Origin of the sequence: Burkholderia sp. BCC1208 (genome assembly GCF_902833095.1) — a bacterium.
Taxonomy (GTDB): Bacteria; Pseudomonadota; Gammaproteobacteria; order Burkholderiales; family Burkholderiaceae; genus Burkholderia.
This window is the reverse complement of sequence record NZ_CADFDY010000008.1, coordinates 65255-88962: the sequence shown is the minus strand read 5'-3', so window position 1 is coordinate 88962 and position 23708 is coordinate 65255. Positions and strand designations below refer to the sequence as shown.

The 23708-nt window shown below is 68.6% G+C and carries 18 protein-coding genes; 5 read left to right on the top strand and 13 right to left on the bottom strand.

The window, feature by feature from the left end; all coding sequences use genetic code 11:
* Positions 1 to 4: 4 nt before the first annotated feature.
* The 3 genes from gshA to HWX09_RS19745 form a co-directional block, all read right to left on the bottom strand.
* Positions 5 to 1294 (bottom strand): glutamate--cysteine ligase, encoded by a 1290-nt coding sequence (gshA, locus tag HWX09_RS19755; RefSeq protein ID WP_027785523.1) that lies wholly within the window; start codon positions 1292 to 1294, stop codon positions 5 to 7.
* Between the two features lie 243 nt (positions 1295 to 1537).
* Positions 1538 to 3061, bottom strand: a complete 1524-nt coding sequence (locus HWX09_RS19750) for an ammonium transporter (protein WP_027785524.1) — start codon at positions 3059 to 3061, stop codon at positions 1538 to 1540.
* Between the two features lie 37 nt (positions 3062 to 3098).
* Positions 3099 to 3437: a P-II family nitrogen regulator gene (locus HWX09_RS19745; protein WP_006398175.1), complete on the bottom strand. Its 339-nt coding sequence runs from the start codon at positions 3435 to 3437 to the stop codon at positions 3099 to 3101.
* Positions 3438 to 3792: 355 nt separating this feature from the next.
* On the opposite strand from HWX09_RS19745, the gene HWX09_RS19740 reads away from it, so the two are divergent.
* Positions 3793 to 4044, top strand: a complete 252-nt coding sequence (locus HWX09_RS19740) for an accessory factor UbiK family protein (RefSeq protein ID WP_006489451.1) — start codon at positions 3793 to 3795, stop codon at positions 4042 to 4044.
* 271 nt (positions 4045 to 4315) lie between these two features.
* Positions 4316 to 5926 carry a YifB family Mg chelatase-like AAA ATPase gene (locus HWX09_RS19735; protein ID WP_027785525.1) on the top strand — a complete coding sequence of 537 codons (1611 nt, stop codon included), beginning with the start codon at positions 4316 to 4318 and terminating at the stop codon, positions 5924 to 5926.
* A gap of 333 nt (positions 5927 to 6259) precedes the next feature.
* Here the strand turns inward: HWX09_RS19735 and HWX09_RS19730 are convergent, their stop codons facing one another.
* The gene (locus tag HWX09_RS19730) at positions 6260 to 6832 is read right to left on the bottom strand and encodes a hypothetical protein (protein WP_027785526.1); all 573 of its coding nucleotides are present in this window, start codon (positions 6830 to 6832) and stop codon (positions 6260 to 6262) included.
* A 157-nt stretch (positions 6833 to 6989) separates the two neighbouring features.
* Between HWX09_RS19730 and HWX09_RS19725 the strand changes: the two genes are divergently transcribed.
* A complete protein-coding gene (locus tag HWX09_RS19725) occupies positions 6990 to 7526 on the top strand; it encodes a TlpA disulfide reductase family protein (RefSeq protein WP_027785527.1) in 537 nt (178 codons plus the stop codon).
* Positions 7527 to 7624: 98 nt separating this feature from the next.
* On the opposite strand, the gene HWX09_RS19720 is transcribed toward HWX09_RS19725, so the two are convergent.
* The 9 genes from HWX09_RS19720 to HWX09_RS19680 all read right to left on the bottom strand — a co-directional run bounded on the left by HWX09_RS19720 (position 7625) and on the right by HWX09_RS19680 (position 20576).
* Entirely contained in the window at positions 7625 to 8977 is a 1353-nt protein-coding gene (locus HWX09_RS19720; protein WP_027785528.1) for a sigma-54 dependent transcriptional regulator, read from the bottom strand.
* An 82-nt stretch (positions 8978 to 9059) separates the two neighbouring features.
* A complete protein-coding gene (locus tag HWX09_RS19715; RefSeq protein ID WP_027785529.1) occupies positions 9060 to 11069 on the bottom strand; it encodes an ATP-binding protein in 2010 nt (669 codons plus the stop codon).
* A 4-nt stretch (positions 11070 to 11073) separates the two neighbouring features.
* Entirely contained in the window at positions 11074 to 12363 is a 1290-nt protein-coding gene (locus HWX09_RS19710; RefSeq protein ID WP_027785530.1) for a dicarboxylate/amino acid:cation symporter, read from the bottom strand.
* Between the two features lie 368 nt (positions 12364 to 12731).
* The gene (locus tag HWX09_RS19705; RefSeq protein ID WP_027785531.1) at positions 12732 to 14417 is read right to left on the bottom strand and encodes a cation acetate symporter; all 1686 of its coding nucleotides are present in this window, start codon (positions 14415 to 14417) and stop codon (positions 12732 to 12734) included.
* Positions 14418 to 14428: 11 nt separating this feature from the next.
* Entirely contained in the window at positions 14429 to 14734 is a 306-nt protein-coding gene (locus tag HWX09_RS19700) for a DUF485 domain-containing protein (protein WP_027785532.1), read from the bottom strand.
* 103 nt (positions 14735 to 14837) lie between these two features.
* Positions 14838 to 16043, bottom strand: a complete 1206-nt coding sequence (locus tag HWX09_RS19695; protein ID WP_027785533.1) for a CaiB/BaiF CoA-transferase family protein — start codon at positions 16041 to 16043, stop codon at positions 14838 to 14840.
* 29 nt (positions 16044 to 16072) lie between these two features.
* Entirely contained in the window at positions 16073 to 17209 is a 1137-nt protein-coding gene (locus HWX09_RS19690) for an acyl-CoA dehydrogenase family protein (RefSeq protein ID WP_027785534.1), read from the bottom strand.
* Between the two features lie 14 nt (positions 17210 to 17223).
* Positions 17224 to 18420: an acyl-CoA dehydrogenase family protein gene (locus tag HWX09_RS19685; RefSeq protein WP_027785535.1), complete on the bottom strand. Its 1197-nt coding sequence runs from the start codon at positions 18418 to 18420 to the stop codon at positions 17224 to 17226.
* Between the two features lie 29 nt (positions 18421 to 18449).
* Entirely contained in the window at positions 18450 to 20576 is a 2127-nt protein-coding gene (locus HWX09_RS19680; protein ID WP_027785536.1) for a 3-hydroxyacyl-CoA dehydrogenase NAD-binding domain-containing protein, read from the bottom strand.
* Positions 20577 to 20735: 159 nt separating this feature from the next.
* Here HWX09_RS19680 and HWX09_RS19675 point away from each other — a divergent pair, with 159 nt between their 5' ends.
* Positions 20736 to 21698, top strand: coding sequence for a LysR family transcriptional regulator (locus HWX09_RS19675; protein WP_027785537.1), 963 nt, complete (start codon positions 20736 to 20738; stop codon positions 21696 to 21698).
* 77 nt (positions 21699 to 21775) lie between these two features.
* Positions 21776 to 23650 (top strand): gamma-glutamyltransferase, encoded by a 1875-nt coding sequence (ggt, locus tag HWX09_RS19670; protein ID WP_027785538.1) that lies wholly within the window; start codon positions 21776 to 21778, stop codon positions 23648 to 23650.
* The last annotated feature ends 58 nt before the right edge of the window (positions 23651 to 23708 follow it).

The following is a 23708-nucleotide window of genomic DNA, read 5'->3' as shown; positions in this document are numbered from 1 at the left end:
TCCGTTACACCTGGATGGCTTCGGGGTCGGTCTTTTCCAGTTCGATCGACGACGCGATCAGCGACAACCGCGCGACGACGCCGTACATGTAGAAACGGTTCGGCGGCGCGGCCCCCGGCTTCGCGCCGGCATCCGGCAGCGCGGTGTGCTCGAAGCCGAGCGGCACGTAGTGCATGCCGGGCGCGTTCAGGTTCTGGTCGCGCTCGCGGCCGCCGTGCGTGCGGTAGAAGCCGCCGACCACGTAGCGGTCGATCATGTACACGACCGGCTCGGCCACTTCGTCTCCGACGCGCTCGAACGTGTAGACGCCTTCCTGCACGATCACGTCGTGCACCGCGAGGCCGGCTTTCGATTCGGCCATCTGTGCGCGCTCGGCCTTCGTCATGCGGCCGATCTCGGCCGCGTCGTGCACGGTCATCACGCCGCGGCCCGCGGTGCCCGCGTCGGCCTTCACGACGACGTACGGTTTCTCGCTGATCCCGTATTCGCGATACTTGCGCGCGATCTTCTTCAGCACGCCGTCGATCGCGTCGGCGAGCGCCTGCTCGCCTTCATGCGCCTGCCAGTCGACGCCTTCCACATGCGCGAAATACGGATTCACCATCCACGGATCGACGCCGACCATCTTCGCGAACTTCTTCGCGACGTCGTCGTAGCACGCGAAGTGCGTCGACTTGCGGCGCACGGCCCAGCCCGCGTGCAGCGGCGGCAGCAGATACTGCTCGTGCAGGTTTTCCAGCACGGCCGGGATGCCGGCCGACAGGTCGTTGTTCAGCAGGATCGAGCACGGATCGAAATTCTTCAGGCCGAGGCGGCGCTGCGAACGCTCGAGCGGTTCGAGCACGATCTTCTGGCCGTCGGCCAGCGTGATCGGCGTCATGTCGGTGATGCTCGGGTCGAGCGAGCCGAAACGCACGTTCAGGCCGGCCTGACGCATGATCGTCGCGAGGCGCGCGACGTTTTCCAGGTAGAACGCGTTGCGGGTCGGCAGCTCGGGAATCACGAGCAGATTCTTCGCGTCCGGGCAGATCTTCTCGATCGCGGCCATCGCGGCCTGCACGGCGAGCGGCAGCACTTCGGACGGCAGATTGTTGAACGCGCCGGGAAACAGGTTCGCGTCGACGGGCGCCAGCTTGAAGCCGGCATTGCGCAGGTCCACCGAACAATAGAACGGCGGGGTGTGTTCCTGCCATTCGAGCCTGAACCAGCGTTCGATCGCAGGCGTCGCGTCGAGGATCTTCTGCTCGAGCTCGAGCAGCGGACCGTTCAACGCGGTAACGAGGTGGGGAACCATGAATCACTCGCGAGCGGGAGAATGAAGATTGTAGAGCAATTGCCCTGCCCATTTGGGGATTGTTCCCGGCTTCGCAAGGGTTTGGAGGAAGTTTTCGGCTATTGACCCGATAGCGCGCAGGGTTATCCGCTACGGCAGCGGGTGACGGGAGAAAAAAAGCCCGCCGGGTAGGCGGGCCGAAGTCGCTGCGCTCATTCGGAGCGGGCGCCGCCGTCGCGGCGGCGCGCCGTCGATTCGTGTGACTTATTCCACGTGCTCGCCGTGCAGCACCACGTCGAGGCCTTCGCGCTCTTCCTCTTCGGACACGCGCAGGCCGATCGTCAGATCGATCAGCTTCAGCAGCACGAAGCTCAGCACGCCGCTGTACACGAGCGTGATCAGCACGCCCTTGGCCTGCAGCAGCAGGCTGCCGTCCATGCCGCCGATGTCCTTGACCGCGAATACGCCGGTCAGCAGTGCGCCGAGAATCCCGCCCACGCCGTGCACGCCGAACGCGTCGAGCGAATCGTCGTAGCCGAGCTTCGACTTGAGCCACGTCGCCGACCAGAAGCACACGACGCCCGCCGCGATACCAATCACGAGCGCGCCCGCCACGCCGACGAAGCCGGCCGCCGGCGTGATCGCCACCAGACCCGCGACCGCGCCCGACACGATGCCGAGCACCGACGGCTTGCCCTTCGCGATCCATTCGGCAAACATCCAGCCGAGCGCCGCGCAGGCCGTCGCGACCTGCGTCGTCAGCATCGCGAAGCCGGCACGGCCGTCGGCGGCGACCGCGGAACCCGCGTTGAAGCCGAACCAGCCGACCCACAGCATCGAGGCGCCGATCATCGTCAGCACGAGGTTGTGCGGCGCCATCGATTCGCGCCCGTAGCCGACGCGCTTGCCGAGCACCAGGCACGACACGAGGCCCGCGATACCGGCGTTGATGTGCACGACGGTGCCGCCCGCGAAGTCGAGCACGCCGTCCGCCGACAGCCAGCCGCTCGGCTCCCACACCATGTGCGCGATCGGCACATAGACGATCAGCGACCAGAGCGCCATGAACACGAGCATCGCCGAGAACTTCATGCGATCGGCGAACGCGCCGCAGATCAGGGCCGGCGTGATGATCGCGAACGTCATCTGGTAGACGAAGTAGACCGACTCGGGAATGGTCGTCGCGAGATGGCTGACCGTCAGCGTCGTCGCCTTGTCGCCCTTCACGTAGGACATACCGTGCAGGAACACGCGCGACAGGCCGCCGATGAAGCCGTTGCCCGGCGTGAACGCGAGGCTGTAGCCGACCACCGTCCAGAGCACCGTGATCAGCGCGGTGATCGCGAAGCTTTGCATCACGGTCGCGAGCACGTTCTTCTTGCGGACCATGCCCGCGTAGAACAGCGCGAGGCCGGGGACCGTCATGAACAGCACGAGCGCGGTGGACGTCAGCATCCATGCGGTGTCGCCCGCGCTGATCTTCGACGAATCGACCGAGAACGGCGCGGTGGGTGCGGCCGGCGCGGCCGGTGCGGAAGCGGCGGCGGCCGATGCCGCTGCGGCGGCCGATGCGTCGGTCGTGCCCGAAGCCGGAGCGGCGGCGGCAGCGGCGGATGCGTCGGCGGCCGGCGCCGAAGCGGCCGGTGCGGCAGCGGCCGATGCGTCGGAAGCAGTGGCGGCGGGCGCGGAAGCAGCCGCGGCGGACGCCGCGTCGTCGGCGAGCGCGGAGCCGACGCCGGTCGCGATCAGCGAGCCGGTCATCAGCAGGGACATCAAAAGTTTGCGCATCTTGGGTTTCCTCTTGTCGCTTGTCTTGTCTGTTCTGTTAGAGCGCGTCCGCGCCTGTCTCCCCGGTGCGAATCCGGATCACTTGTTCGATCGGCGTGACGAAGATCTTGCCGTCGCCGATCTTGCCCGTGCGCGCGGCCCGCTCGATCGCCTCCACCGCCTGGTCGACGAGATCGTCGGAGACGGCCGCCTCGATCTTCATCTTCGGCAGGAAATCGACCACGTATTCGGCGCCGCGGTACAGCTCGGTATGCCCTTTCTGGCGCCCGAACCCTTTCACCTCCGTCACCGTGATGCCCGAGACGCCGAGCGCCGACAGCGCCTCGCGCGTCTCATCGAGCTTGAACGGCTTGATGATTGCGGTAATGAGTTTCATGAAGTCCTCTCGCTGGGTTGTCCCGTCGAATTGGTTGGAATGTTGTAACGGACTCTTCTCAGCAACTCGCATGCCATGTTGATCCGAGCACCGTCTCGAAGGGCTTCATGGCGGGGTCGCATCCCGTGATGTAAGGCGCGGAAGCCCGGCCGAATGGCCAACATGGCCCGGTTTGCTGGCGCGGCGAAAGGATCGTTGCTAGAGTGCACGCACGTCCCGAATCGCCGGGGCATTCACCCATGCGGGCGCCATGCCCGGAATTCGCGCCTCCGGCGCACCATTTCCGGTCATGCGTGCATCATGGGCACGTACGCAACTGAAGATGCACATTTTTTGTGCAAGGAAGGGGAATTACATGAAGCAACCCAGCGACGTTTTCAACGATCTGCAGTCGCGTGTCAGCGATTTGCTGAAAAACTCGCCGGCCAAGGACGTCGAGCGCAACGTGAAGGCCATGCTGTCGCAAGGCTTCTCGAAGCTCGATCTCGTCACGCGCGAGGAATTCGATACCCAGGCACAGGTGCTCGCCCGCACCCGCGTGCGCCTCGAGGAACTCGAAAAGCGCGTCGCGGAACTCGAGCAGAAGCTCGCCGCCCCGCAGGCCTGACGCCCCACCCGGCCGCAAGGTCCGGGCGCGGGCCGCCTCGTGCGGCCCGCGCCCGCCACCCCGAAGCCGTTTCGCCTTTCGCCACGCTTCGTCGTCCGTCGTTCCTCGCAGCACCCTCCGCTCTTCGCAGTTCGTCGCTCTTCGCAGTTCGTCGTTCGCAACACCCCGTTCTTTTCCCGCGCCACGCCGGCAAGCGCGCATCCGATTCCTCCGATTCCCGCGGCATGCGGCCCCGAACGGCCGTCGTCCGCCTGTTTACAGGAGCCTCGCCATGTCGCTCGCCGTGGTGCGCAGTCGCGCGCCCGCCTCCGGCCGCGCGCCGGACGTCACCGTCGAAGTCCATCTCGCCAACGGGTTGCCGTCGTTCTCGATCGTCGGGCTGCCCGATCTCGAAGTCCGCGAAAGCCGCGAGCGCGTACGCGCCGCGCTGCAGAACTGCGGATTCGAATTCCCGGTGCGCCGCATCACCGTCAATCTCGCGCCGGCCGACCTGCCGAAGGAATCGGGCCGCTTCGATCTGCCGATCGCGCTCGGCATCCTCGCCGCGAACGGCCAGATCCCGGCCGACGCGCTGGCCGGCCGCGAATTCGCGGGCGAGCTGTCGCTGACGGGCGCGCTGCGGCCGATGCGCGGCGCGTTCGCGATGGCGTGCGGCGCCGCGCGGGACAGGCGGGCGGAGGATTCCGGCGCGGGGCTCGCCGGCGGCCCCGGCCTGGGCCCGGATTCCGGCGTCCCGCGCGATTCGACCGCGACAGCGCGTCCGCCCGAGTTGTACCTGCCGCTCGACAGCGCCGCCGAGGCCGCGCTCGTGCCGGGCGTGACCGTATTCGGTGCGCGCGATCTACCGGCGCTGTGCGCGCATCTCGCCGATGCACCGGACGGGCGGCTCGCGCCGGTCGCGGCGCCCTGTCTCGACGGCCTGCCGGCACCCGCCGGGCCCGATCTCGCGGACGTCATAGGCCAGCGCGGCGCGCGTCGCGCACTGGAAGTCGCCGCCGCGGGCGGCCATCACATGCTGATGGTCGGGCCGCCCGGGGCCGGCAAGTCGATGCTGGCGGCACGGCTGGCCGGCCTGCTGCCGCCGCTGACCGACGACGAGGCGCTGACCTCGGCCGCGCTCCTTTCCGCGAGCCGGCTCGGCTTCTCGCCCGCGCAATGGCGCCGCCGGCCGTTCCGCGCACCGCATCACTCGTCGAGCGCCGCCGCGCTGGTCGGCGGCCGCAACCCGCCGCAGCCGGGCGAAATCACGCTCGCGCACCTCGGCGTGCTGTTTCTCGACGAACTGCCGGAATTCGACCGGCACGCGCTGGAAATGCTACGCGAGCCGCTCGAAGCCGGCCGCATCACGATCTCGCGCGCGGCCCAGCAGGCCGACTTCCCCGCCGCGTGTCAGTTGATCGCCGCGATGAACCCGTGCCCGTGCGGCTGGCACGGCGATCCGTCCGGGCGCTGCCGCTGCTCGCCGGACGTGGCCGCCCGCTATCTGCGCAAGCTGTCGGGGCCGCTGCTCGACCGCATCGACATCCAGATCGACCTGCCCGCGCTGTCGCCGGCCGAACTCGCAACCCGCGCGACGGCGCCCGGCGAGCCGAGCGCCGCGGTGGCCGCCCGGGTCGCGCGGGCGCGTGCACTGCAGCTCGATCGGCAGGGCAAGACGAATCACATGCTGAGCGGCCGCGAAACCGACGAGCTGTGCCGGCCGACCGACGAAGGCGAGCGGCTGCTGCGCGAAGCCGGCGAGCGCTTCGGCTGGTCGGCGCGTGCGTATTTCCGCGTGCTGAAAGTCGCGCGGACGATCGCCGACCTGGCCGGCGACCCGCTGCCGACGGCCGCGCAGATCGCCGAGGCGATCCGCTACCGGCGCGCGCTGACGACGCTGTGAGCGGCGTTGGAGGACAAAATCAGGCTGTCAAGACTTGACTTATACACAATTTCGCGAATCCGGCCCCGGATCACGGCTCGTCGCGGCCTTTGCCGGGCAGAATTCGTATCCCGTTGTTTTTATTGATTTTTATCAGAATGCGAACGGACGACCAAACGGGCCGGAAGGCCGTCCCGCGTGGCTCTGCGGGAAATATCGGCAACTTTTCAACAAAGTTATCCACATGCGCTGTGGATAGCCGAAAAACCCTCGCAAAATCCGGCGATTAGCGTCGAAAGCTGCGAATGAACTTTCAGTTGTCACGGGGTGTCTGAGCGCCCTCGCCGGCCGTCGTCAATCGAGTTTGAAGGAGCCGAAAAACTGGTCGAGCTGCTCCTGCGCGAGCGGCCCGTCGGCGATCACGACTGCCTGGTAAGCGTGCCGGCCGCGTGCCACGAGCCGCGCGACGATCGTCTTGCGCGCGCGATCGCCGCCGGCCGCGGCACCCGCGATGCGCAACTCGAGCCCGTTCACCGCGCCGCCGGCCGCGAGCGGCACGGGCACCGCCGCCGTCTGCGGCGCACCTTCGAGGTTGCGCGACAGCCCCGTCCGCAGGAAGTCGAGCGCCGCGCGGCGCGTGTCGTCGCGATCGTCGGGCAACGTCAGCGTGCCGACCGCAAACACTGCACCGTCGACGTGCGCGGCCTGCATTCGCATCGGCATCGACGTACCGCCGAGCGCCACCGGCTGCTCCTCGACGGTCGGCTTCGCCGGCAGGTCGATCGTGTAGCCGGCGTCGTTGTGCAGCGTGCGCCAGTCGTACGACGGCGAGCACGCGGCCAGCGCGGCGCTCAGGCAGGCCAGCGCGGCGAAGTGTCGCAGCGGGCGAAAAAGGGGGCGCAACGAATCGGTGACTTCCTTCGGCATGGCGTGAATTGGGGCAGGCAAAACGATCATTATCCGTCGAACCGGAAAACCGGCATACGCGGCGGCCGCCGGTGCGCGCGCCGCATTCGCGCTAAAATGGGCGCCGAATTTCGACGTCCTTTGCATCGATCAGCGTCATCGACTCCGAGAGCACCAGATGAACACCACGCCTTCCGCCCGCCGCAGTACCGGCCCCGTGCGCTACCTCGTCGCGGCCGCCGTCGTCGCGGCGATCGCCGTCGCCGGCTTCTTCGCATTCAACGGCAAGTCCAGCGTGCCGGACGCGACGTTCACGCTGCTGTCGGGCCAGAAGGTCTCGACCGCCGGCGACCTGAAGGGCAAGGTCTATCTCGTGAACTTCTGGGCGACGAGCTGCGCGACCTGCATGCAGGAAATGCCGCAGATGGTCGACACCTACAATCGCTTCAAGGGCCAGGGGCTGGAATTCGTCGCGGTCGCGATGAACTACGATCCGCCGATGTACGTCGCGAACTACGCGCAGACGCGCCAGTTGCCGTTCAAGGTCGCGCTCGACGATGGCAGCGTCGCGAAACAGTTCGGCAACGTGCAACTCACGCCGACGACCTTCGTCGTCGACAAGGACGGCAAGATCCTGAAGCGCTACGTCGGCGCACCGCAATTCGCGGAACTCGACGCGCTGCTCAAGAAGGCGCTCGACGGCAACGCGGCCTGAGCGCCGCCGGATCCGGCTGGAAGGCACGCGCACCGCGCCCTTCCAACAAGAAACGGACCGCATGACCGGGCAACCCGGTTCCGCGGTCCGTTTGCTTTTCAGCGCTCGGTTTCGCCTTTCGCCGACAACCCGTAGCGCTTCATCTTCTCGTACAGCGTCGCCTTGCCGACATGCAGCCGGTCGGCCGTTGCCGCGACCGCGCCGCCCGTCTGGTTCAGCGCCTCGGCGATCACCGCGCGCTCGAATTGCTCGATGCGCTCCTTCAGCGTCTGGTCGTTGTCGGCGCCGTCGCCCGCACCCGTTTCCGGCGGCATGTCGGCCACGCCGAGCACGAAGCGGTCGGCCGCGTTGCGCAGCTCGCGCACGTTGCCCGGCCAGTCGCGCTGCATCAGGCTCGCGCGCTGTCGGTCGGTCAGCACCGGCGCGGGCCGCCCGTAGCGCACGGCCGCATCGAGCATGAAGTGCTCGAACAGGGGCACGATGTCCTCGCGGCGCTCGGCGAGCGGCGGCAGCGCGATCGTCACGACGTTGAGCCGGTACAGCAGGTCGCGCCGGAACGTGCCTGCCGCGACGAGCTCGCTCATGTCGCCCTTCGCGGCCGCGACCACGCGGCAGTTCACGCGGATCGGCTGGTTCGAGCCGAGCCGCTCCAGCACGCCGTCCTGCAGCACGCGCAGCAGCTTCACCTGCAACGCGAGCGGCATGCTTTCGATTTCGTCGAGGAACAGCGTGCCGCCGGACGCATATTCGAGCTTGCCGACGCGCCGTTTCGCGGCGCCGGTGAACGCGCCGGGCTCGTAGCCGAACATCTCGGACTCGAACATCGGCTCGGGCAGCGCGCCGCAGTTCACGGCGATGAACGGCTTGTCGCGGCGCGGCGACAGCTCGTGCAGGCTGCGTGCGATCAGCTCCTTGCCGGCGCCCGTGTCGCCGTTGATCAGTACCGACGCGTCGGTCGGCGCGATGTTCGCGATCAGCTTGCGCACCTGCTCGATCGCGGGGCTGCGGCCGATGATGCGCGGCGCGACGACGTTCTGTCCGGCCAGTTCGCGCCGCAGCGCATGGTTCTCGAGCACGAGCTCGCGGCGCTCGAGCGCGCGGCGCACCGTCTCGATCAGGCGCTCCGCCGCGAACGGCTTTTCGATGAAGTCGTACGCGCCGTCGCGCATCGCCTGCACGGCCATCGAGATGTCGCCGTGCCCGGTGACGAGAATCACCGGCACGTCGGGCACGCGCTCGCGGCACTGCGCGAGCACGTCGAGCCCGCTCGCGCCGGGCAGCCGGATGTCGCTGACGATCGCGCCGGCGGTATCCGCGACGATCGCCTTCTCGGCCGCTTCGGCCGACTCGAAGCCGACGACGTCGAAGCCCGCCAGTTGAAGGCTCTGCACGCTCGCCCGGCGCACGAGCGCATCGTCTTCGATATAGATCACTTGCAGCCGGTTGGCCATCGTACTCACTTGCTCCTGACGAGCCGCGCGGCACGCGCGGCTCTCGTTGATGCCGGTCGTTCGCCGACCGGGCCTGCTCATGCTAATGCGAGCCCGCCGGCTCGGACACGGAGTCCGGATGATGCGTGCGCGCGCGCCGCAGCGTCAAGACGAACAGCGCGCCGCCCGACGGTGCGTTGCGTGCGGTCAGCGCGCCGCCCGCGTCGCTCGCGATCGACGACGAGATCGCGAGGCCGAGCCCGAGCCCGCGCCCCATTTCCTTGGTCGTGAAGAACGGCTCGAACAGGCGCGGCAGCAAATCGGGCGCAATGCCGGAGCCGTTGTCGCGCACCTCGACCGCGAGCGTCGCGGCCGACACCGCGATCGTCACCTCGATGGCCGGCGCCGCGACGCCGGCCACCGCGTCGAGCGCGTTGCCGAGCAGGTTGATCAGCACCTGTTCGAGGCGCAGATCCTCGCAGCGCGCGACGAGTTCGGGATAGTCGTGCGCCAGATCGAGCGGCACGTCGCGCGCGGGCGAGACGGTCGCGTCCTGCAGCGTCAGCGTGAGCGCGACGCCGCGCAGGCGCTCGTCGAGCAGCGATAGCACGCTGCGCAGCGCGCGCACGACGAGTGCCTGCTCGTTGCGCGGCTTCGCGCGGCCGACGAACAGCTTCAGCTGGTTGGTGATCTTGCCCATGCGCTCGGTGAGCGCGGCGATCGCCTCGAGATTCTCGCGCGCGGCGGCCTGCTCGCCGCGATCGAGCAGCACGCGCGTGTTGTCCGAGAAGCTGCGCAGCGCCGCGAGCGGCTGGTTCAGTTCATGCGTGATGCCGGCCGCCATCTGGCCGAGCGCCGCGAGCTTGCTCGCCTGGATCAGTTCGTCGTGCGCGGCGCGCAGTTCCTGCTCCGCGCGGATCCGGTCGCCGACCTCCTTCTGCAATTGCTCGTTCGCCTCCGACAGGTCGGCCGTGCGCTCCTCGACGCGCCGGTTCAGCTCCGCGTATGCCTGTTGCAGCAGCGCGCGGCCGCGGATCATCTCGCGCACGCGGGCGCGGCGCATCCGCCAGTAGAACGCGAGCAGCGCGACCGACACGAAGCCGAAACCGGTGACGATCGTGGCGTTGCGCGCATCGGCATCGATCGGCGCGATCGGCGCGAGCGTGACGAGCAGCCAGTCGGGCTCGCCGATCCGGCGCTTGCTGGCGAGGAAGCGCGGCGCGCGCCGGCCGGCGCCGAGGCGCACGATTTCCGCATCGGCGCCGAGCGTCTGCTCGACGCGCAGCGGCAGCGGCGTGACCGGTTGCTGCGCGTACTGGCGCGTTTCGTAGATCGACGCGGCGACGGGCCCCGTGAGCGGGCGCAGCGTGTGGTACTTCCATGCGGGCACGGACGACAGGAATACGACGCCGTGATCGTCCGCGACGACGAGCGGCTCGGACGCGTCGGCGCCCTGGAACCATTCGAGGTTGAGCTTCACGACGACGACGCCCGCGATCCGGCCGTCGCGCCACACGGGCTGCGAGATGTAGTAGCCGGGGTCGCGCGAGATCGTGCCGATCCCGAAGAAGCGGCCGACCTGGCCGTTCATCGCATCGAGGAAATACGGGCGGAACCGGTATTCGATCCCGACGAAGCTGTCGGGCGCGCGCCAGTTGCTGGCGGCGACGCACAGGCCGTCCGCGCCGATCACGTAGGTGACGGTCGCGTGCGCGTGCTCGTTGAGGTCTTCGAGATAACGGTTGACGCGGGCGGTGTAATCGCCGCGCTTCGGCTCGGCGAGGAGGTCCTGCACGTACGGATGGCTGCCGAGCAGATAAGGCAACGACTCGTAGCGGTCGAGCGTGCTCTTGAGCGCGTTGGTGGTGCGATCGACGCGCACCGCGGCATTGCGCTGCAGCTCGGCGACGCCGCGCTGCCAGGTGATCGTCCACGTGAGCGCGCACGCCGCGGCGAGCGCGGCGGCAAGCACGACGAGGATGAGCAGGCGGCGCGTCACGGTCGAGGCTTCCTGGCGATGCGGATCGCCTATTGTGTCATAGGCCTGCGCATCGATGCCCCGGCCGCCGCGGGCCGCATGGCCGGCGGACGGCGCCGCCGCCTGCTCGCTCATCGCGTCAGACGCCGGCCGTCTCGGTCGGCGCGACTTCGGCGCCGCCCTTCAGCGCCTGGCGCAGCTTGTTGCGGTCGAGCTCCTTCTCCCACGCCGACACGACGACGGTTGCCACGCCGTTGCCGACGATGTTGGTCAGCGCCCGGCATTCGCTCATGAAGCGGTCGATGCCGAGGATCAGCACCATGCCCGACAGCGGGATCGTCGGCACGACGGCCAGCGTCGCGGCGAGCGTGATGAAGCCCGCACCGGTCACGCCGCTCGCGCCCTTCGACGTCAGCATCGCGACGGCCAGCAGCGTGAGCTGCTGCATCCACGTCAGCTCGATGTTGGTCGCCTGCGCGATGAACAGCACGGCCATCGTCATGTAGATGTTGGTGCCGTCGAGGTTGAACGAATAGCCGGTCGGCACGACGAGGCCGACGACCGAACGCGAGCAGCCGGCTTTCTCGAGCTTCTCCATCAGCTGCGGCAGCGCGGCTTCCGACGAGCTCGTGCCGAGCACGATCAGCAGTTCTTCCTTGATGTACGACACGAAGCGGATGATCGAGAAGCCCGTGAAGCGCGCGATCGTACCGAGCACGACGAGCACGAACACGACCGACGTCAGATAGAACGTGCCGATCAGCTTGAGCAGCGGCACCAGCGAGCCGACGCCGTACTTGCCGATCGTGAACGCCATCGCGCCGAACGCGCCGATCGGGGCCAGCTTCGTGACGATGTGCACGATGCCGAACAGCACGCGCGTCAGGCCGTCGATGAAATCGGTGACCACGCGACCGCGCTCGCCGAGGTGCGCGAGCACGCTGCCGAACAGCAGCGCGATCAGCAGGATCTGCAGGATTTCACCCTGGGCGAACGCGTCGACCATCGTGTTCGGGATGATGTGCATCAGGAAGTCGACCGTCGACTGCCCGTGCGCCTTCGCCGCGTACGACGCGACGGCCTTGCCGTCGAGCGTCGCCGGATCGATGTTGAAGCCGACGCCCGGACGCAGCAGGTGCGTGGCCGCGAGGCCGAGCAGCAACGCGAAGGTCGACACGATCTCGAAGTACAGCAGCGCCTTGCCGCCGACGCGGCCGACCTTCTTCATGTCCTCCATGCCGGCGATGCCGGTGACGACCGTACAGAAGATGATCGGGCCGATCACCATCTTGATCAGCTTGATGAACCCGTCGCCGAGCGGCTTCATGTCGGTGGCGAGCGCCGGGTAGTAGTGGCCGAGGATCACGCCGACGATGATGGCGAAGATCACCTGCACATAGAGCACTTTGTAGAAGGGTTTCTTCTTCACGATGATTCCTGCTGAAGTAGATGATGAGCCGGTGGAAACGGCGTCACGCGCGCAGGGATGAATGAGAACGGGGGCAATCCCCCCGGAGCCAATCGCCCGCGCGGCTGCCGTGCCGCAACAAGCGATGCCTCAGAACATCCGGAAGGGGAGGAAGGCGCTGGTCATCGATTGTCTCCTTGATTTAATAGTCAGGCCGAGGGCGGCCATGCGCTTTACATTGCAAGGTCGATGCCAGGTTTCCGGAACCCCTCAAGCCGTTGTTTTCATTGTATTTCCCATAATGCGGCAGGCAAGGAAATCCGGGATTCCGGATTTCCGGAAAATATCCGTCCGGCGATCCGGACGGATCGGCACATTGATCCGACGAATCAGTGCTGCACGGCCCGGCTCGCGAGCACGCCCGTCTGCGCGTAGAACTCCTGCCGCGCGAACGCGTCGCGCTCGCGGCGCGCGCGCTCGCCGCGATCCGCAAGCGAGCCGACGACGATCCCGACGAACGCGAGCGGCACCGACACGAGCGCCGGGTTGTCGAGGAACACCGGCGCGTGGGCGTGATGCAGCACGTCGACCCACACCGACTTCGACAGCACCGTGAGCGCGACCGCCGACACGAGGCCGAGGCCGCCGCCGAGCACCGCGCCGCGCGTCGTCATCCCGCGCCAGAAGATCGACATCGCGAGCACCGGGAAATTCGCGCTCGCGGCCACCGCCGCGACGAGCCCGACCATGAACGCGACGTTCACGTGCTCGAACAGGATCGACAGCGCGATCGCGACGGCCGACAGCACGATCGTCGCCGCGCGCGAGATGCGCATTTCCAGCCGCTCGTCGGGCTTGCCGCGCGCCCACATCTGCGCATACAGGTCGTGCGAGATCGTCGTCGCGCCGGCGAGCGTCAGGCCCGCGACCACCGCGAGGATCGTCGCGAACGTGACGGCCGCGATGAACCCGTAGAACCAGTTGCCGCCGACCGCCTGCGCGAGCTTCACCGCGACCATGTTCGAGCCGCCGAGCAGGTCGTGCGTCAGGTTGAACGTGCCGTTCGCGCCGAGCCGGAAGAATTCCGGATGCTGCGCGAGCAGCACGATCGCCGAGAAGCCGATCACGAAGGTCAGCAGGTAGAAATAGCCGATGAAGCCCGTCGCGTAGAGCACCGACTTGCGCGCCTCCTTCGCGTTCGGCACCGTGAAGAAGCGCATCAGGATGTGCGGGAAGCCGGCCGTGCCGAACATCAGCGCGATGCCGAGCGACAGCGCATTGGCCGGATCGCGGATCAGCTTGCCGGGCCCCATGATCGACAGCGCGCCCGGATGCACGGCCACCGCGCGGCGGAACATCTCGTCGATGCTGAAGCCGAATTCGCCGAGCGCGAGCAGCACGAGCAGCGTTGCGCCGCACAACAGCAGCACGGCCTTGATCATCTGCACCCAGGTCGTTGCGGTCATCCCGCCGAAGAACACGTAGACGACCATCAGCACGCCGACGATCAGTTCGGCCGTGCCATATGACAGCCCGAACAAAAGCTGGATCAGCTTGCCCGCACCGACCATCTGCACGACGAGGTACAGCACCACGATCGTCAGCGAATTCGCGGACGTCAGCAGCCGGATCGGCCGCTGCGCGAAGCGGTACGCGACGACGTCGACGAACGTGAACTTGCCGAGGTTGCGCAACGGTTCGGCGATCAGGAACATCACGAACGGCCAGCCCACCAGGAAACCGATCGAATAGATCAGCCCGTCGAAGCCGAACATGAACACCATGCCGGACAGCCCGAGGAACGACGCGGCCGACATGTAGTCGCCCGCGATCGCGAGCCCGTTCTGCAGCCCGGTGATGCCGCCGCCGGCCGTGTAGAAGTCGCGTGTCGAGCGCGTGCGGCGCGCGGCCCAGCGCGTGAGCGCGAGCGTCGCGAACACGAACGCGAAGAACATCCCGATCGCGACCGGGTTCAGCTCGACCTTGTCGGGCATCGGGCCGGCGACGCCGGTCGCATGGGCGGCGGAGGAAACGAGAACGGCCAGCGCGACGAGCGCGCTCGAAATGCATCGCATGTCGGCCTCCGTTACGAGCGCTGCAGGATCGCGTCGACGCGGCGGTCGAACGCATGGTTCGCGCGCAGCACGTAGCACGCGGTCAGGCCGATCGCGACGAGGATGATCGCGACGCCCGCGGCGATCCCGACCGTCGTCGTCGCGCCGCGGTACAGCGGCGCGGCGAGCACGTGCGGCGCGAGCGCGACGAGCAGGATGAAGCCGTAGTACGTGGCGATCATCAGCGCCGTCAGCGTGAAGCTGAAGCGGCGCCGTGCCCGCACGAGCTGCTGGTAGTCGCGGCGCGCCGTGACCGTTTCGATGACGGAAAGCTCCATGTTGTCTCCAATATCGTCTCGTCGTATCGCGAGCGCTGTCTTGTGGATGGTCGGCGCGTATCGACTGCTCCGCCCGCGCCGCGGCGGCAACCCATGAAATGCGTTACACGACGCGATCCGCACGCAGCCGCGCGACCTCGTCGGCCGACATCCCGAGCCAGCCGCCGAGCACCGCCTCCGTATCCGCGCCGAGCACCGGCGGCGCACCGCGCACCGGCAGCCGCGCGCCATCGAAGCGGTACGGCGGCGCGAGCACGTCGACCCCGCCCGCGACCGGATGCGGCTGCCGCGTGACGAGCCCGGCGCGGGTCGCGCGTTCGGACGTCAGCGCTTCGTGCAGCCCGAGCACTTCGCCGCACGGAATGCCCGCATCGGCGAGCGCCGCCAGCAGCGCCGCACGCGAGCGGCGCGCCAGTTCGCGGCGAATCTCGGGCAGCAGGTCGGCACGATTCTCCGAGCGGCCGAGGTTGGTCTTGTAGCGTTCGTCGGCCGCGAGATCGGGCCGCTCGATCGCGTCGCAAAAGCGCGCGAACTGCGTGTTGTTGCCGACCGTGATCACGAGCGGGCCGTCGGCCGCATCGAACACGCCGTACGGCACGATCGACGGATGCGCGTTGCCGTAGCGCGGCGGGTCCTCGCCCATCAGCAGCGCGTCGAGCCCGTAGTACGCGGTGATCATCAGCCCGCAGTCGAACAGCGCCATCTCGATGCGGCGACCGCGCCCCGTCGCATGGCGTTCGTACAGCGCGGCGAGGATCGCCTGCGCCGAATACATGCCGGTGAACAGGTCGACCGCCGCGACGCCGAACTTCAGCGGCGGCTGGCCGGCCTCGCCGTTCAGCGCCATCAGCCCGGCCTCGCCCTGTACGACGAGGTCGTAGCCCGGCCGCGCGGCCTCGGCGCCCGATCGGTCGTAGCCCGAGATCGCGCAGTGCACGAGGCGCGGATTCAGCTCGGCCAGCGCTTCGTAGCCGAGCCCGAGCTTCTCCGCGCCGCCGAACTTGAAGTTGTGGAGCACCACGTCGGCCTGGGCGGCCAGTTCGCGTGCGATGCGCTGGCCGGCTTCCGTCTGCAGGTCGACGCAGATCGACCGCTTGCTGCGGTTCACGCTGTTGAAATAGGTGGTTTCGGTGTCGCCGATCCGCAGCCCCCAGTCGCGCGTATCGTCGCCGCGCGCCGGATGCTCGACCTTGATCACTTCCGCGCCGAAATCGGCGAGCACCATCGCGCACCACGGGCCCGCGAGCACGCGCGAGAAATCGAGCACCTTCACGCCGGCCAGCGGCAACGCGCGCGCTTCGTTCGTCATCCTTGTCTCCTCCATTCGCGTTTGCACCGTTACCGTTTCGACAGCGCGATGTAGCGCGCGAGATGGTGATCCTCGTCGCCGAGCTGGTGATCGATCATCACGAGCCGCTTCGCGTAGTGCGACAGCGGCAATTCCCACGTCATCCCGATTCCGCCGTGCAGCTGGATGCTTTCCTCGGCGACGAGCGTGCCGATCCGGCCGATGCTGTATTTCGCCGCCGCGAGCGCGCGCTCGCGCACCGCGCGCGGCGCATCGAGCTGCGCGGCCGCGTTGATCACGGCCGAGCGCGCCTGCTCGACTTCGAGCAGCAGGTCGGCCATGCGGTGCTGCAGCGCCTGGAAGCTGCCGATCGGCAACCCGAACTGCCTGCGCGTGCGCAGATACTCGAGCGTCGCTTCCTTCGCGACGTCCATCGCGCCGAGCGCTTCCGCCGACAGCGCGAGCAGCCCGTAGCCGAGCACACGCTCGAGCAGCTCGGCGCCCGCTTCGCCGTCGTGCGTGCCGAGCGCCGCATCGGCCGGCAGCGCGACGCGTTCGAAGCGCACTTCGGCCGCGCGGCCGCCGTCGATCTTCCGGTAGTCGCGCAGCGACACGCCCGGCGCATCGGCCGGCACGACGAACAGGCCGATGCCGGCCGCGTCGTCGTCGCGGCCCGACACGCGCGCGCTGACGACGAAGAACGCCGCCTGCGCGGCCTGGTCGACGACGCCCTTCGCGCCCGTCAGCACCCAGCCGTCGCCCGAGCGTTCGGCGCGCGTGCGCACGGTCGTCAGTTCGTAGTGCGAGCCCGGCTCGTCGTGCGCGAACGCGGCGCTCGCGCGGCCGTCGATCAGCGCGGCGAGCCTGTCGCGATGCGCATCGCCGCCCGCGAGCGACAGCGCGCGGCCGGCCAGCAGCGCGCCGAGGAACGGCTCGACGACGAGCCCGCGCCCGAGGCATTCGAACACCACGGCGATGTCGAAGCCCGCGCCGCCGAAGCCGCCGTCGGCTTCGCTGAACAGCGCGCCGACCGTGCCGAGTTCGGCGAAGCGCTGCCACATCGCGCGGTCGAAGCCTTCGGCCGACTGCGCGATGCGGTCGCGCACCGGGAACGCGTACTGGTCGGCGATGAAGCGGTTCAACGTGTCCGCCAGCATCCGGCGGTCTTCTGTGTGCTGGAAATCCATCGTCGCGTCCCTCGTTACAGCCCGAGCATCATCTTCGCGATGATGTTCTTCTGGATCTCGTTCGAGCCGCCGAAGATCGACAGCTTCCGGTTGTTGAAATACTGCTGCGCGGCGCTGGCGGCTTCGTCGGGGCCGACCGGTTCGCCGGCGTGGTCGGCGTCGAGCGCCTCTTCGATGAACGGCTGCGCATACGGCCCCATCGCGCGCCGCATCAGCGCGGTGATCTCCTGGCGAATCTGCGTGCCGCGGATTTTCAGCATCGAGCTTTCCGCGCCCGGCACGCCGCCGCCCGCGACCGAGGCCAGCACGCGCAGGCTGGTCGTGCGCATGTTCTCGAGCTCGATCTCGACGCGCGCGACGCGTGCCGCGAAGAACGGATCGTCCGCGAGAGGCCGGCCGTTCTTCGTGACCTTCGCGGCCACCGCGCGCAGCCGGTCGAGGGCGGCGGTCGAGAAGCCGATTCCGGCGATGTTGGTGCGCTCGTACGTGAGCAGGTATTTCGCGTAGGTCCAGCCGCGGTTCTCTTCGCCGACGAGGTTTTCCGCCGGCACGCGCACGTCGGTGAAGAACACCTCGTTCACCTCGTGCTCGCCGTCGAGCGTGATGATCGGGCGCACGTCGACGCCCGGCGTATTCATGTCGATCAGCAGGAAGCTGATGCCTTCCTGCTTGCGCACGTCGGTCGCGGTGCGCACGAGGCAGAAGATCATGTTCGCGTAGTGGCCGAGCGTGGTCCACGTCTTCTGGCCGTTCACGACGTAGTGATCGCCGTCGCGCACCGCGCTCGTCTTCACCGCCGCGAGATCGGAGCCCGCGCCCGGTTCCGAATAGCCCTGGCACCACCAGTCGGTGCCGTCGAGAATGCGCGGCAGCCAGTGGCGCTTCTGCGCGTCGCTGCCGTACTTGATCAGCACGGGGCCGAGCATGTTCACGCCGAACGGCACGATGCGCGGCGCGCCGGCGAGCGCACATTCGTTGTCGAACAGGAACTTCTGCGCGACGCTCCAGCCGGGGCCGCCGTATTCACGCGGCCAGTGGCTCGCGAGCCAGCCGCGGGCATTCAGGATCGCGTGCCATTCGCGCATGTCGTCGCGCGTGAGGTGCAGGCCGCCCTTCACCTTGCGCGCGATGCGCTCGGGCAGTTCGGCTTGCAGGAAGCGCTGCACTTCCGAGCGGAAGGCTTCTTCTTCGGGCGTGAAATCGAGGTCCATCTTCGGTCCGTTGCAAATGCGGTTGGCGTTCAGTCGAGGCGGTTCAGGCTCGCGAAATCCGCGCCGCGCGCGACGAGATCGACGAGCAGCGGCGACGGCTTCCAGAACAGCGGATCTTCCTTCGCGAACGCGCGGATATCGGCGAGCACGTTCGCGAGGCCGACCGTGTCCGCGTAGTGCATCGGGCCGCCGCGATAGCGCGGGAAGCCGTAGCCGTACAGGAACACCGCGTCGACGTCGAGCGGGCGCAGCGCGATCTTCTCGTGCACGACGTTCGCGCCTTCGTTGATCATCGCGGCGAGATAGCGGCGCAGGATCTCGTCGTCGGTGAACATGCGCGGCGTGACGCCCTTCTTCGCGCGTTCCTGCGCGACGATCGCGTCGACTTCCGGATCGGGCGTGCCGACGCGCGCGCCGTCCGGATACAGGTAGTAGCCGCGGCCGGTCTTCTGCCCGAACCAGCCGCGCTCGCACAGCCGGTCGGAAATCTCCACGTAGCGCGCGTTCGGATCGCGCGTCGCCGCGCGGCGCTTGCGGGTCGCCCAGCCGATGTCGCCGCCCGCGAGATCGACCACCTGGAACGGGCCCATCGGGAAGCCGAACTCGCGCACCGCGCGATCGATCTGGTACGGCGACGCGCCGTCTTCCATCAGGTAGTCGGCGGCCGTCCGGTAGACGGCGAGGATCCGGTTGCCGATGAAGCCGTCGCATACGCCCGCGCGCACCGGCGTCTTCTTCAACTGCTTCGCAAGCGCGAACGCGGTCGCGACGACGTCCGCGCTCACGCGCGCCGGCACGACGATCTCGAGCAGCTTCATCACGTTGGCCGGCGAGAAGAAATGCAGGCCGATCACGTCGGCCGGCCGCTCGATGCTCGCGGCGAGCGCGTCGATGTCGAGATACGACGTGTTGGTCGCGAGCACCGCGCCCGGCTTGCACACGCGGGCCAGCTCGGCGAACACGGCCTGCTTCACGGCCATGTCCTCGAATACGGCTTCGATCACGACGTCGGCCTGCGCGAGCGCGTCGTACGACGTGCTGCCCTTGAAGCGCGCGAGCCGCGCCGCATGCGCGGCCGGCGTCATCCGCCCTTTCGCGACGAGGCCGTCGTACACCTTCTCGACGTGCGCCCGGCCGCGCGCGAGCGATGCTTCGTCGCGCTCGATCATCGTCACCGGCAGCCCGGCGTCGAGCGCCGCGACCGCGATGCCCGCGCCCATCGTGCCGCCGCCGACCACGCCGATCCGCTCGACCGGCCGTGCGCTCCCGCGCCGCGCCTCGGGCGCCTTCGCCGCTTCGCGCTCCGCGAAGAACGCATGCACGAGGCCCGCGCGCTGCGGGCTGTCGATGCACTGCAGGAACAGGCTGCGTTCGAACTTCATCCCCGCGTCGAACGACTGCGTGAGCGCGGCCTCGACCGCGTCGACGATCTTCGCCGGCGAGAAGAGGCCGCGCGACTTCTTCGGCAGTTCCGCGCGCGCCGTGTCGATCGCGACCTGCGCGGCCGCGCGGTCGGCCAGGCCCTGCGCGTCGCGCGTGCGGCGCACGGGGGCGCCGAGCGACACGAGTTCCTGCGCGTAGGCGAGCCCTTCGGCCAGCGTGTCGTCGCTGTGCGCGATGCGGTCGACGAGGCCGAGCGCGAGCGCTTCCTCGGCGCTCGCGTGGCGGCCCGTCAGCATCAGGTCGAGCGCGGCCTTCGCGCCGATCAGGCGCGGTGCGCGCTGCGTGCCGCCCGCGCCGGGCAGCAGGCCGAGCGTCACTTCGGGCAGCCCGAGCTTCGCGCCGGGCACCGCGAGCCGGTAATGCGCGGCCAGCGCGACCTCGAGCCCGCCGCCGAGCGTCGCGCCGTGCAGCGCGACCACGACCGGCTTGGCGCCCGATTCGATCCGTTCGCACACGTCGGGCAGCGACGGCGGCACGGGCGGCTTGCCGAATTCGCGGATGTCGGCGCCCGCGATGAAGTTGCGGCCGGCGCCGACGATCAGCACCGCGCGGATCGCGTCGTCGGCCTGCGCGGCGTCGATCGCGTCGGCGAGGCCGCGCCGTACGTCGGCGGACAGCGCGTTGACGGGCGGATGGTCGATCGTGACGACGAGCACCTTGTCGCGCCGCTCGCGCGTGACCGTGCCGGTGGGAGGGGTAGCGGGGGAATTCATGGCGTCTCCTGTCGAAGCTGTCGATGCAGCAGGCATGACCCGATTCTCGATTGATCGAGATTCATTGACAATTCCCGCAGGCCTTTACAAGCTGTCAAGTCTGACTTGACACTGAATGTTTTCCGAACGTTAAGCGGGGCAGATCATGAGACGACAGACATGGACCTGAACGCGCTGACGCTGCTCGTCGAGATCCTCGACGCCGGCAATCTCAGCAAGGCCGCGCAGCGGCTCAAGATGAGCCGGGCGAACGTCAGCTACCGGCTGAACCAGCTCGAGCGCTCGATCGGCCAGCAGCTCGTGCGGCGCACGACGCGACGCATGGAGCCGACCGAGATCGGACTGAAGCTGTACGAGCACGGCCGGCGCATCCGCAACGAACTGCTCGCCGCGCAGGAATCGGTGACCACGCTCGGGCAGGACCTGCAGGGCCGCGTGCGGTTGTCCGTGCCGAGCGGCTACGGGCAGATGGTGATGTCCGAATGGCTGCTCGCGTTCAAGCGGCGGCATCCGGGCATCGTGCTCGACGTCGTGTTCGAGAATCGGGTGGAAGATCTGATGCGCGACGAAGTCGACATCGCGATCCGCGTGATGTCGGAGCCGCCGCAGAATCTCGTCGCACGCGACATGGGCGCGGTGCGCTACATCGCGTGCGCGTCGCCCGCGTTCGCGGCTGCGCACGGGATGCCGTCGAGCCTCGGCGCGCTTGCAGCCGCGCCGGTCGTCACCGCGACGGTGATGGGCCGGCAACTCCGGATCGCCGCGTATCTCGGCGACGAGCGCCACGAGGTGCTGCTCGAGCCCACGCTGATTTCGGAGAACTTCCTGTTCCTGCGGCAGGCGATCCTCGCGGGAATCGGCGTCGGCATCGTGCCCGACTACGTGATGCAGGACGATATCCGGGGCGGCGCGGTCGTCACGTCGCTCGACGCGTACCGGCTCAGCATCTTCGGCACGCACATGTATATGCTCTACATGCCGAACCGGCACCACACGCGCGCGACGTCGACGTTCATAGAGTTCATCCTCGAACAGGCCGGAAAGACCGGCCGGGGCGGGCCCGGCGCGATGCGTCAGGGTTTCCTGTCGGGTGACAATCCGCCGGGCACGCGGCGACAATAGCGCGCCGGGGCGGGCAGCGCCGTTGCGCCAACGTCGACGCCGCCGTCTCCTTCGAATTCACTGCTGCCGAGGGTTCAATGTTCGACCGGATTCGTCCGCATTCGCGTCCCTGGACGCTGCTCGCCGCCGTCGCGCTCGTCGCGTTCAACGCCGGCTGCACGTCCCCGTCCGCGCCGTCGGGCGCCGTCGTCCCGGTCGCCGCCGCCTCGGGCGCGGCCGTCCCGCTGCCCGGCGTTCACGCGCCCGAACTGTCGTCCGGCTGGACGGACAAGCCGGGCTGGACCTCGCAGCACTTCATGATCGCGGCCGCGAACCCGCTCGCCACGCAGGCCGGCTACGACATGCTGAAAGCCGGCGGCACCGCGATCGACGCGGCCATCGCGACGCAGATGGTGCTCGCGCTGGTCGAGCCGCAATCGTCGGGCATCGGCGGCGGCGCGTTCATGCTGTACTTCGACGGCAAGACGACGCAGGCGTACGACGGCCGCGAAACCGCGCCGGCCGCCGCGACCGACCGCCTGTTCTACGGGCCGACCGGCCAGCCGATGGGCTTCTACGAAGGCGTCGTCGGCGGGCGCTCGGTCGGCACGCCGGGCGTGCTGCGCATGCTCGACGCCGCGCACCGCGCGCACGGCAAGCTGCCGTGGCGCCGGCTGTTCCAGCCGGCCATTCGGCTGGCCGAGCGCGGCTTCACGATCAGCCCGCGGCTCGCGATGCTGATCGCGAACGACAAGTACCTGAGCAACGACCCGGCCGCCCGCGCGTACTTCTACAATGCGGACGGCACGCCGAAGGCCGCCGGCACGGTGCTGAAGAATCCCGCGCTCGCGACCGTGCTGCGCCAGGTCGCCGACCGCGGCGCGAACGCGTTCTACACCGGCGCGATCGCGCGCGACATCGTCGCGAAGGTGCGCAAGCACCCGACCAACCCGGGCCTGCTATCGCTGCAGGATCTCGCGCGCTACAAGGCGAAGGTGCGCGCGCCGCTGTGCGCCGACTACCGGCGCTCGGTGGTATGCGGGATGCCGCCGCCGTCGTCGGGCGGCCTCGCGATCGCGCAGATGCTCGGCATCCTCGAGGCGATGCCCGACTGGCAGCAAATCGGCGCGCAGAAGCCGGTGCGCAACGAGACCGGCTACGAGCCGACGCCGTTCGCCGCGCACCTGTTCAGCGAAGCCGGGCGCCTCGCGTATGCGGACCGCGCGCGCTACGTGGCCGATCCCGATTTCGTGCCGCTGCCGGGCGGTAGCTGGGCGAACCTCACCGACAAGACCTATCTCGCGCAGCGCGCGCGGCTGATCGGCGACCAGAGCATGGGCGTCGCGCAGGCCGGCACGCCGCAGGGCGCGACGCTCGCGACGGCCGACGACCGCAGCCCCGAATTGCCGTCGACGTCCGATATCGCGATCGTCGACCGCTACGGGCAGGCGCTGTCGATGACGACCAGCATCGAGGATGCGTTCGGCTCGCGGCTGATGGTGCGCGGCTTCATGCTGAACAATCAGCTCACCGATTTCTCATTCGTGTCGAACGACAACGGCCGGCCGGTCGCGAACCGCGTGCAGCCCGGCAAGCGGCCGCGCTCCGCGATGTCGCCGGAGCTCGTATTCGACAAGAAGACGCAGCAGGTAACGATGATCGTCGGCTCGGCCGGCGGCCCCGCGATCATCAATCACGTCGCGAAGACGCTGGTCGGCGTGCTCGACTGGGGCATGACGATGCAGCAGGCGATCGCGCTGCCGAACTTCGGGTCGATGAACGGGCCGACGCAGCTCGAGCGCGGCCGCGTGTCGGACGCGCTGGCCGACGGGCTGAAGGGCCGTGGGCACGACGTGCGGGTCGTCGAGATGAACTCGGGGCTGCAGGGGATCCAGCGGCTGAACGTGCAGGGGCAGACGGTGTGGTTCGGCGGCGCGGACCCGCGGCGTGAAGGGGTCGCGATGGGGGATTGAGCGCCGCGGCGCGGCGCGATACCGTTCGCCCACTTCGCGGCAGCGCTTTGACTTGTCC

Bases quoted from the DNA above. Each gene is read 5' to 3' on its own strand.
- HWX09_RS19720 (WP_027785528.1), bottom strand. From the start codon at position 8,977: ATGGCCAACCGGCTGCAAGTGATCTATATCGAAGACGATGCGCTCGTG.
- HWX09_RS19705 (WP_027785531.1), bottom strand. From the start codon at position 14,417: ATGCGATGCATTTCGAGCGCGCTCGTCGCGCTGGCCGTTCTCGTTTCC.
- HWX09_RS19690 (WP_027785534.1), bottom strand. From the start codon at position 17,209: ATGGATTTCCAGCACACAGAAGACCGCCGGATGCTGGCGGACACGTTG.
- HWX09_RS19745 (WP_006398175.1), bottom strand. From the start codon at position 3,437: ATGAAACTCATTACCGCAATCATCAAGCCGTTCAAGCTCGATGAGACG.
- HWX09_RS19680 (WP_027785536.1), bottom strand. From the start codon at position 20,576: ATGAATTCCCCCGCTACCCCTCCCACCGGCACGGTCACGCGCGAGCGG.
- HWX09_RS19675 (WP_027785537.1), top strand. From the start codon at position 20,736: ATGGACCTGAACGCGCTGACGCTGCTCGTCGAGATCCTCGACGCCGGC.
- HWX09_RS19700 (WP_027785532.1), bottom strand. From the start codon at position 14,734: ATGGAGCTTTCCGTCATCGAAACGGTCACGGCGCGCCGCGACTACCAG.
- HWX09_RS19715 (WP_027785529.1), bottom strand. From the start codon at position 11,069: ATGAGCGAGCAGGCGGCGGCGCCGTCCGCCGGCCATGCGGCCCGCGGC.
- ggt (WP_027785538.1), top strand. From the start codon at position 21,776: ATGTTCGACCGGATTCGTCCGCATTCGCGTCCCTGGACGCTGCTCGCC.
- HWX09_RS19750 (WP_027785524.1), bottom strand. From the start codon at position 3,061: ATGCGCAAACTTTTGATGTCCCTGCTGATGACCGGCTCGCTGATCGCG.
- HWX09_RS19740 (WP_006489451.1), top strand. From the start codon at position 3,793: ATGAAGCAACCCAGCGACGTTTTCAACGATCTGCAGTCGCGTGTCAGC.
- HWX09_RS19725 (WP_027785527.1), top strand. From the start codon at position 6,990: ATGAACACCACGCCTTCCGCCCGCCGCAGTACCGGCCCCGTGCGCTAC.
- HWX09_RS19730 (WP_027785526.1), bottom strand. From the start codon at position 6,832: ATGCCGAAGGAAGTCACCGATTCGTTGCGCCCCCTTTTTCGCCCGCTG.
- HWX09_RS19735 (WP_027785525.1), top strand. From the start codon at position 4,316: ATGTCGCTCGCCGTGGTGCGCAGTCGCGCGCCCGCCTCCGGCCGCGCG.
- HWX09_RS19695 (WP_027785533.1), bottom strand. From the start codon at position 16,043: ATGACGAACGAAGCGCGCGCGTTGCCGCTGGCCGGCGTGAAGGTGCTC.
- HWX09_RS19685 (WP_027785535.1), bottom strand. From the start codon at position 18,420: ATGGACCTCGATTTCACGCCCGAAGAAGAAGCCTTCCGCTCGGAAGTG.
- gshA (WP_027785523.1), bottom strand. From the start codon at position 1,294: ATGGTTCCCCACCTCGTTACCGCGTTGAACGGTCCGCTGCTCGAGCTC.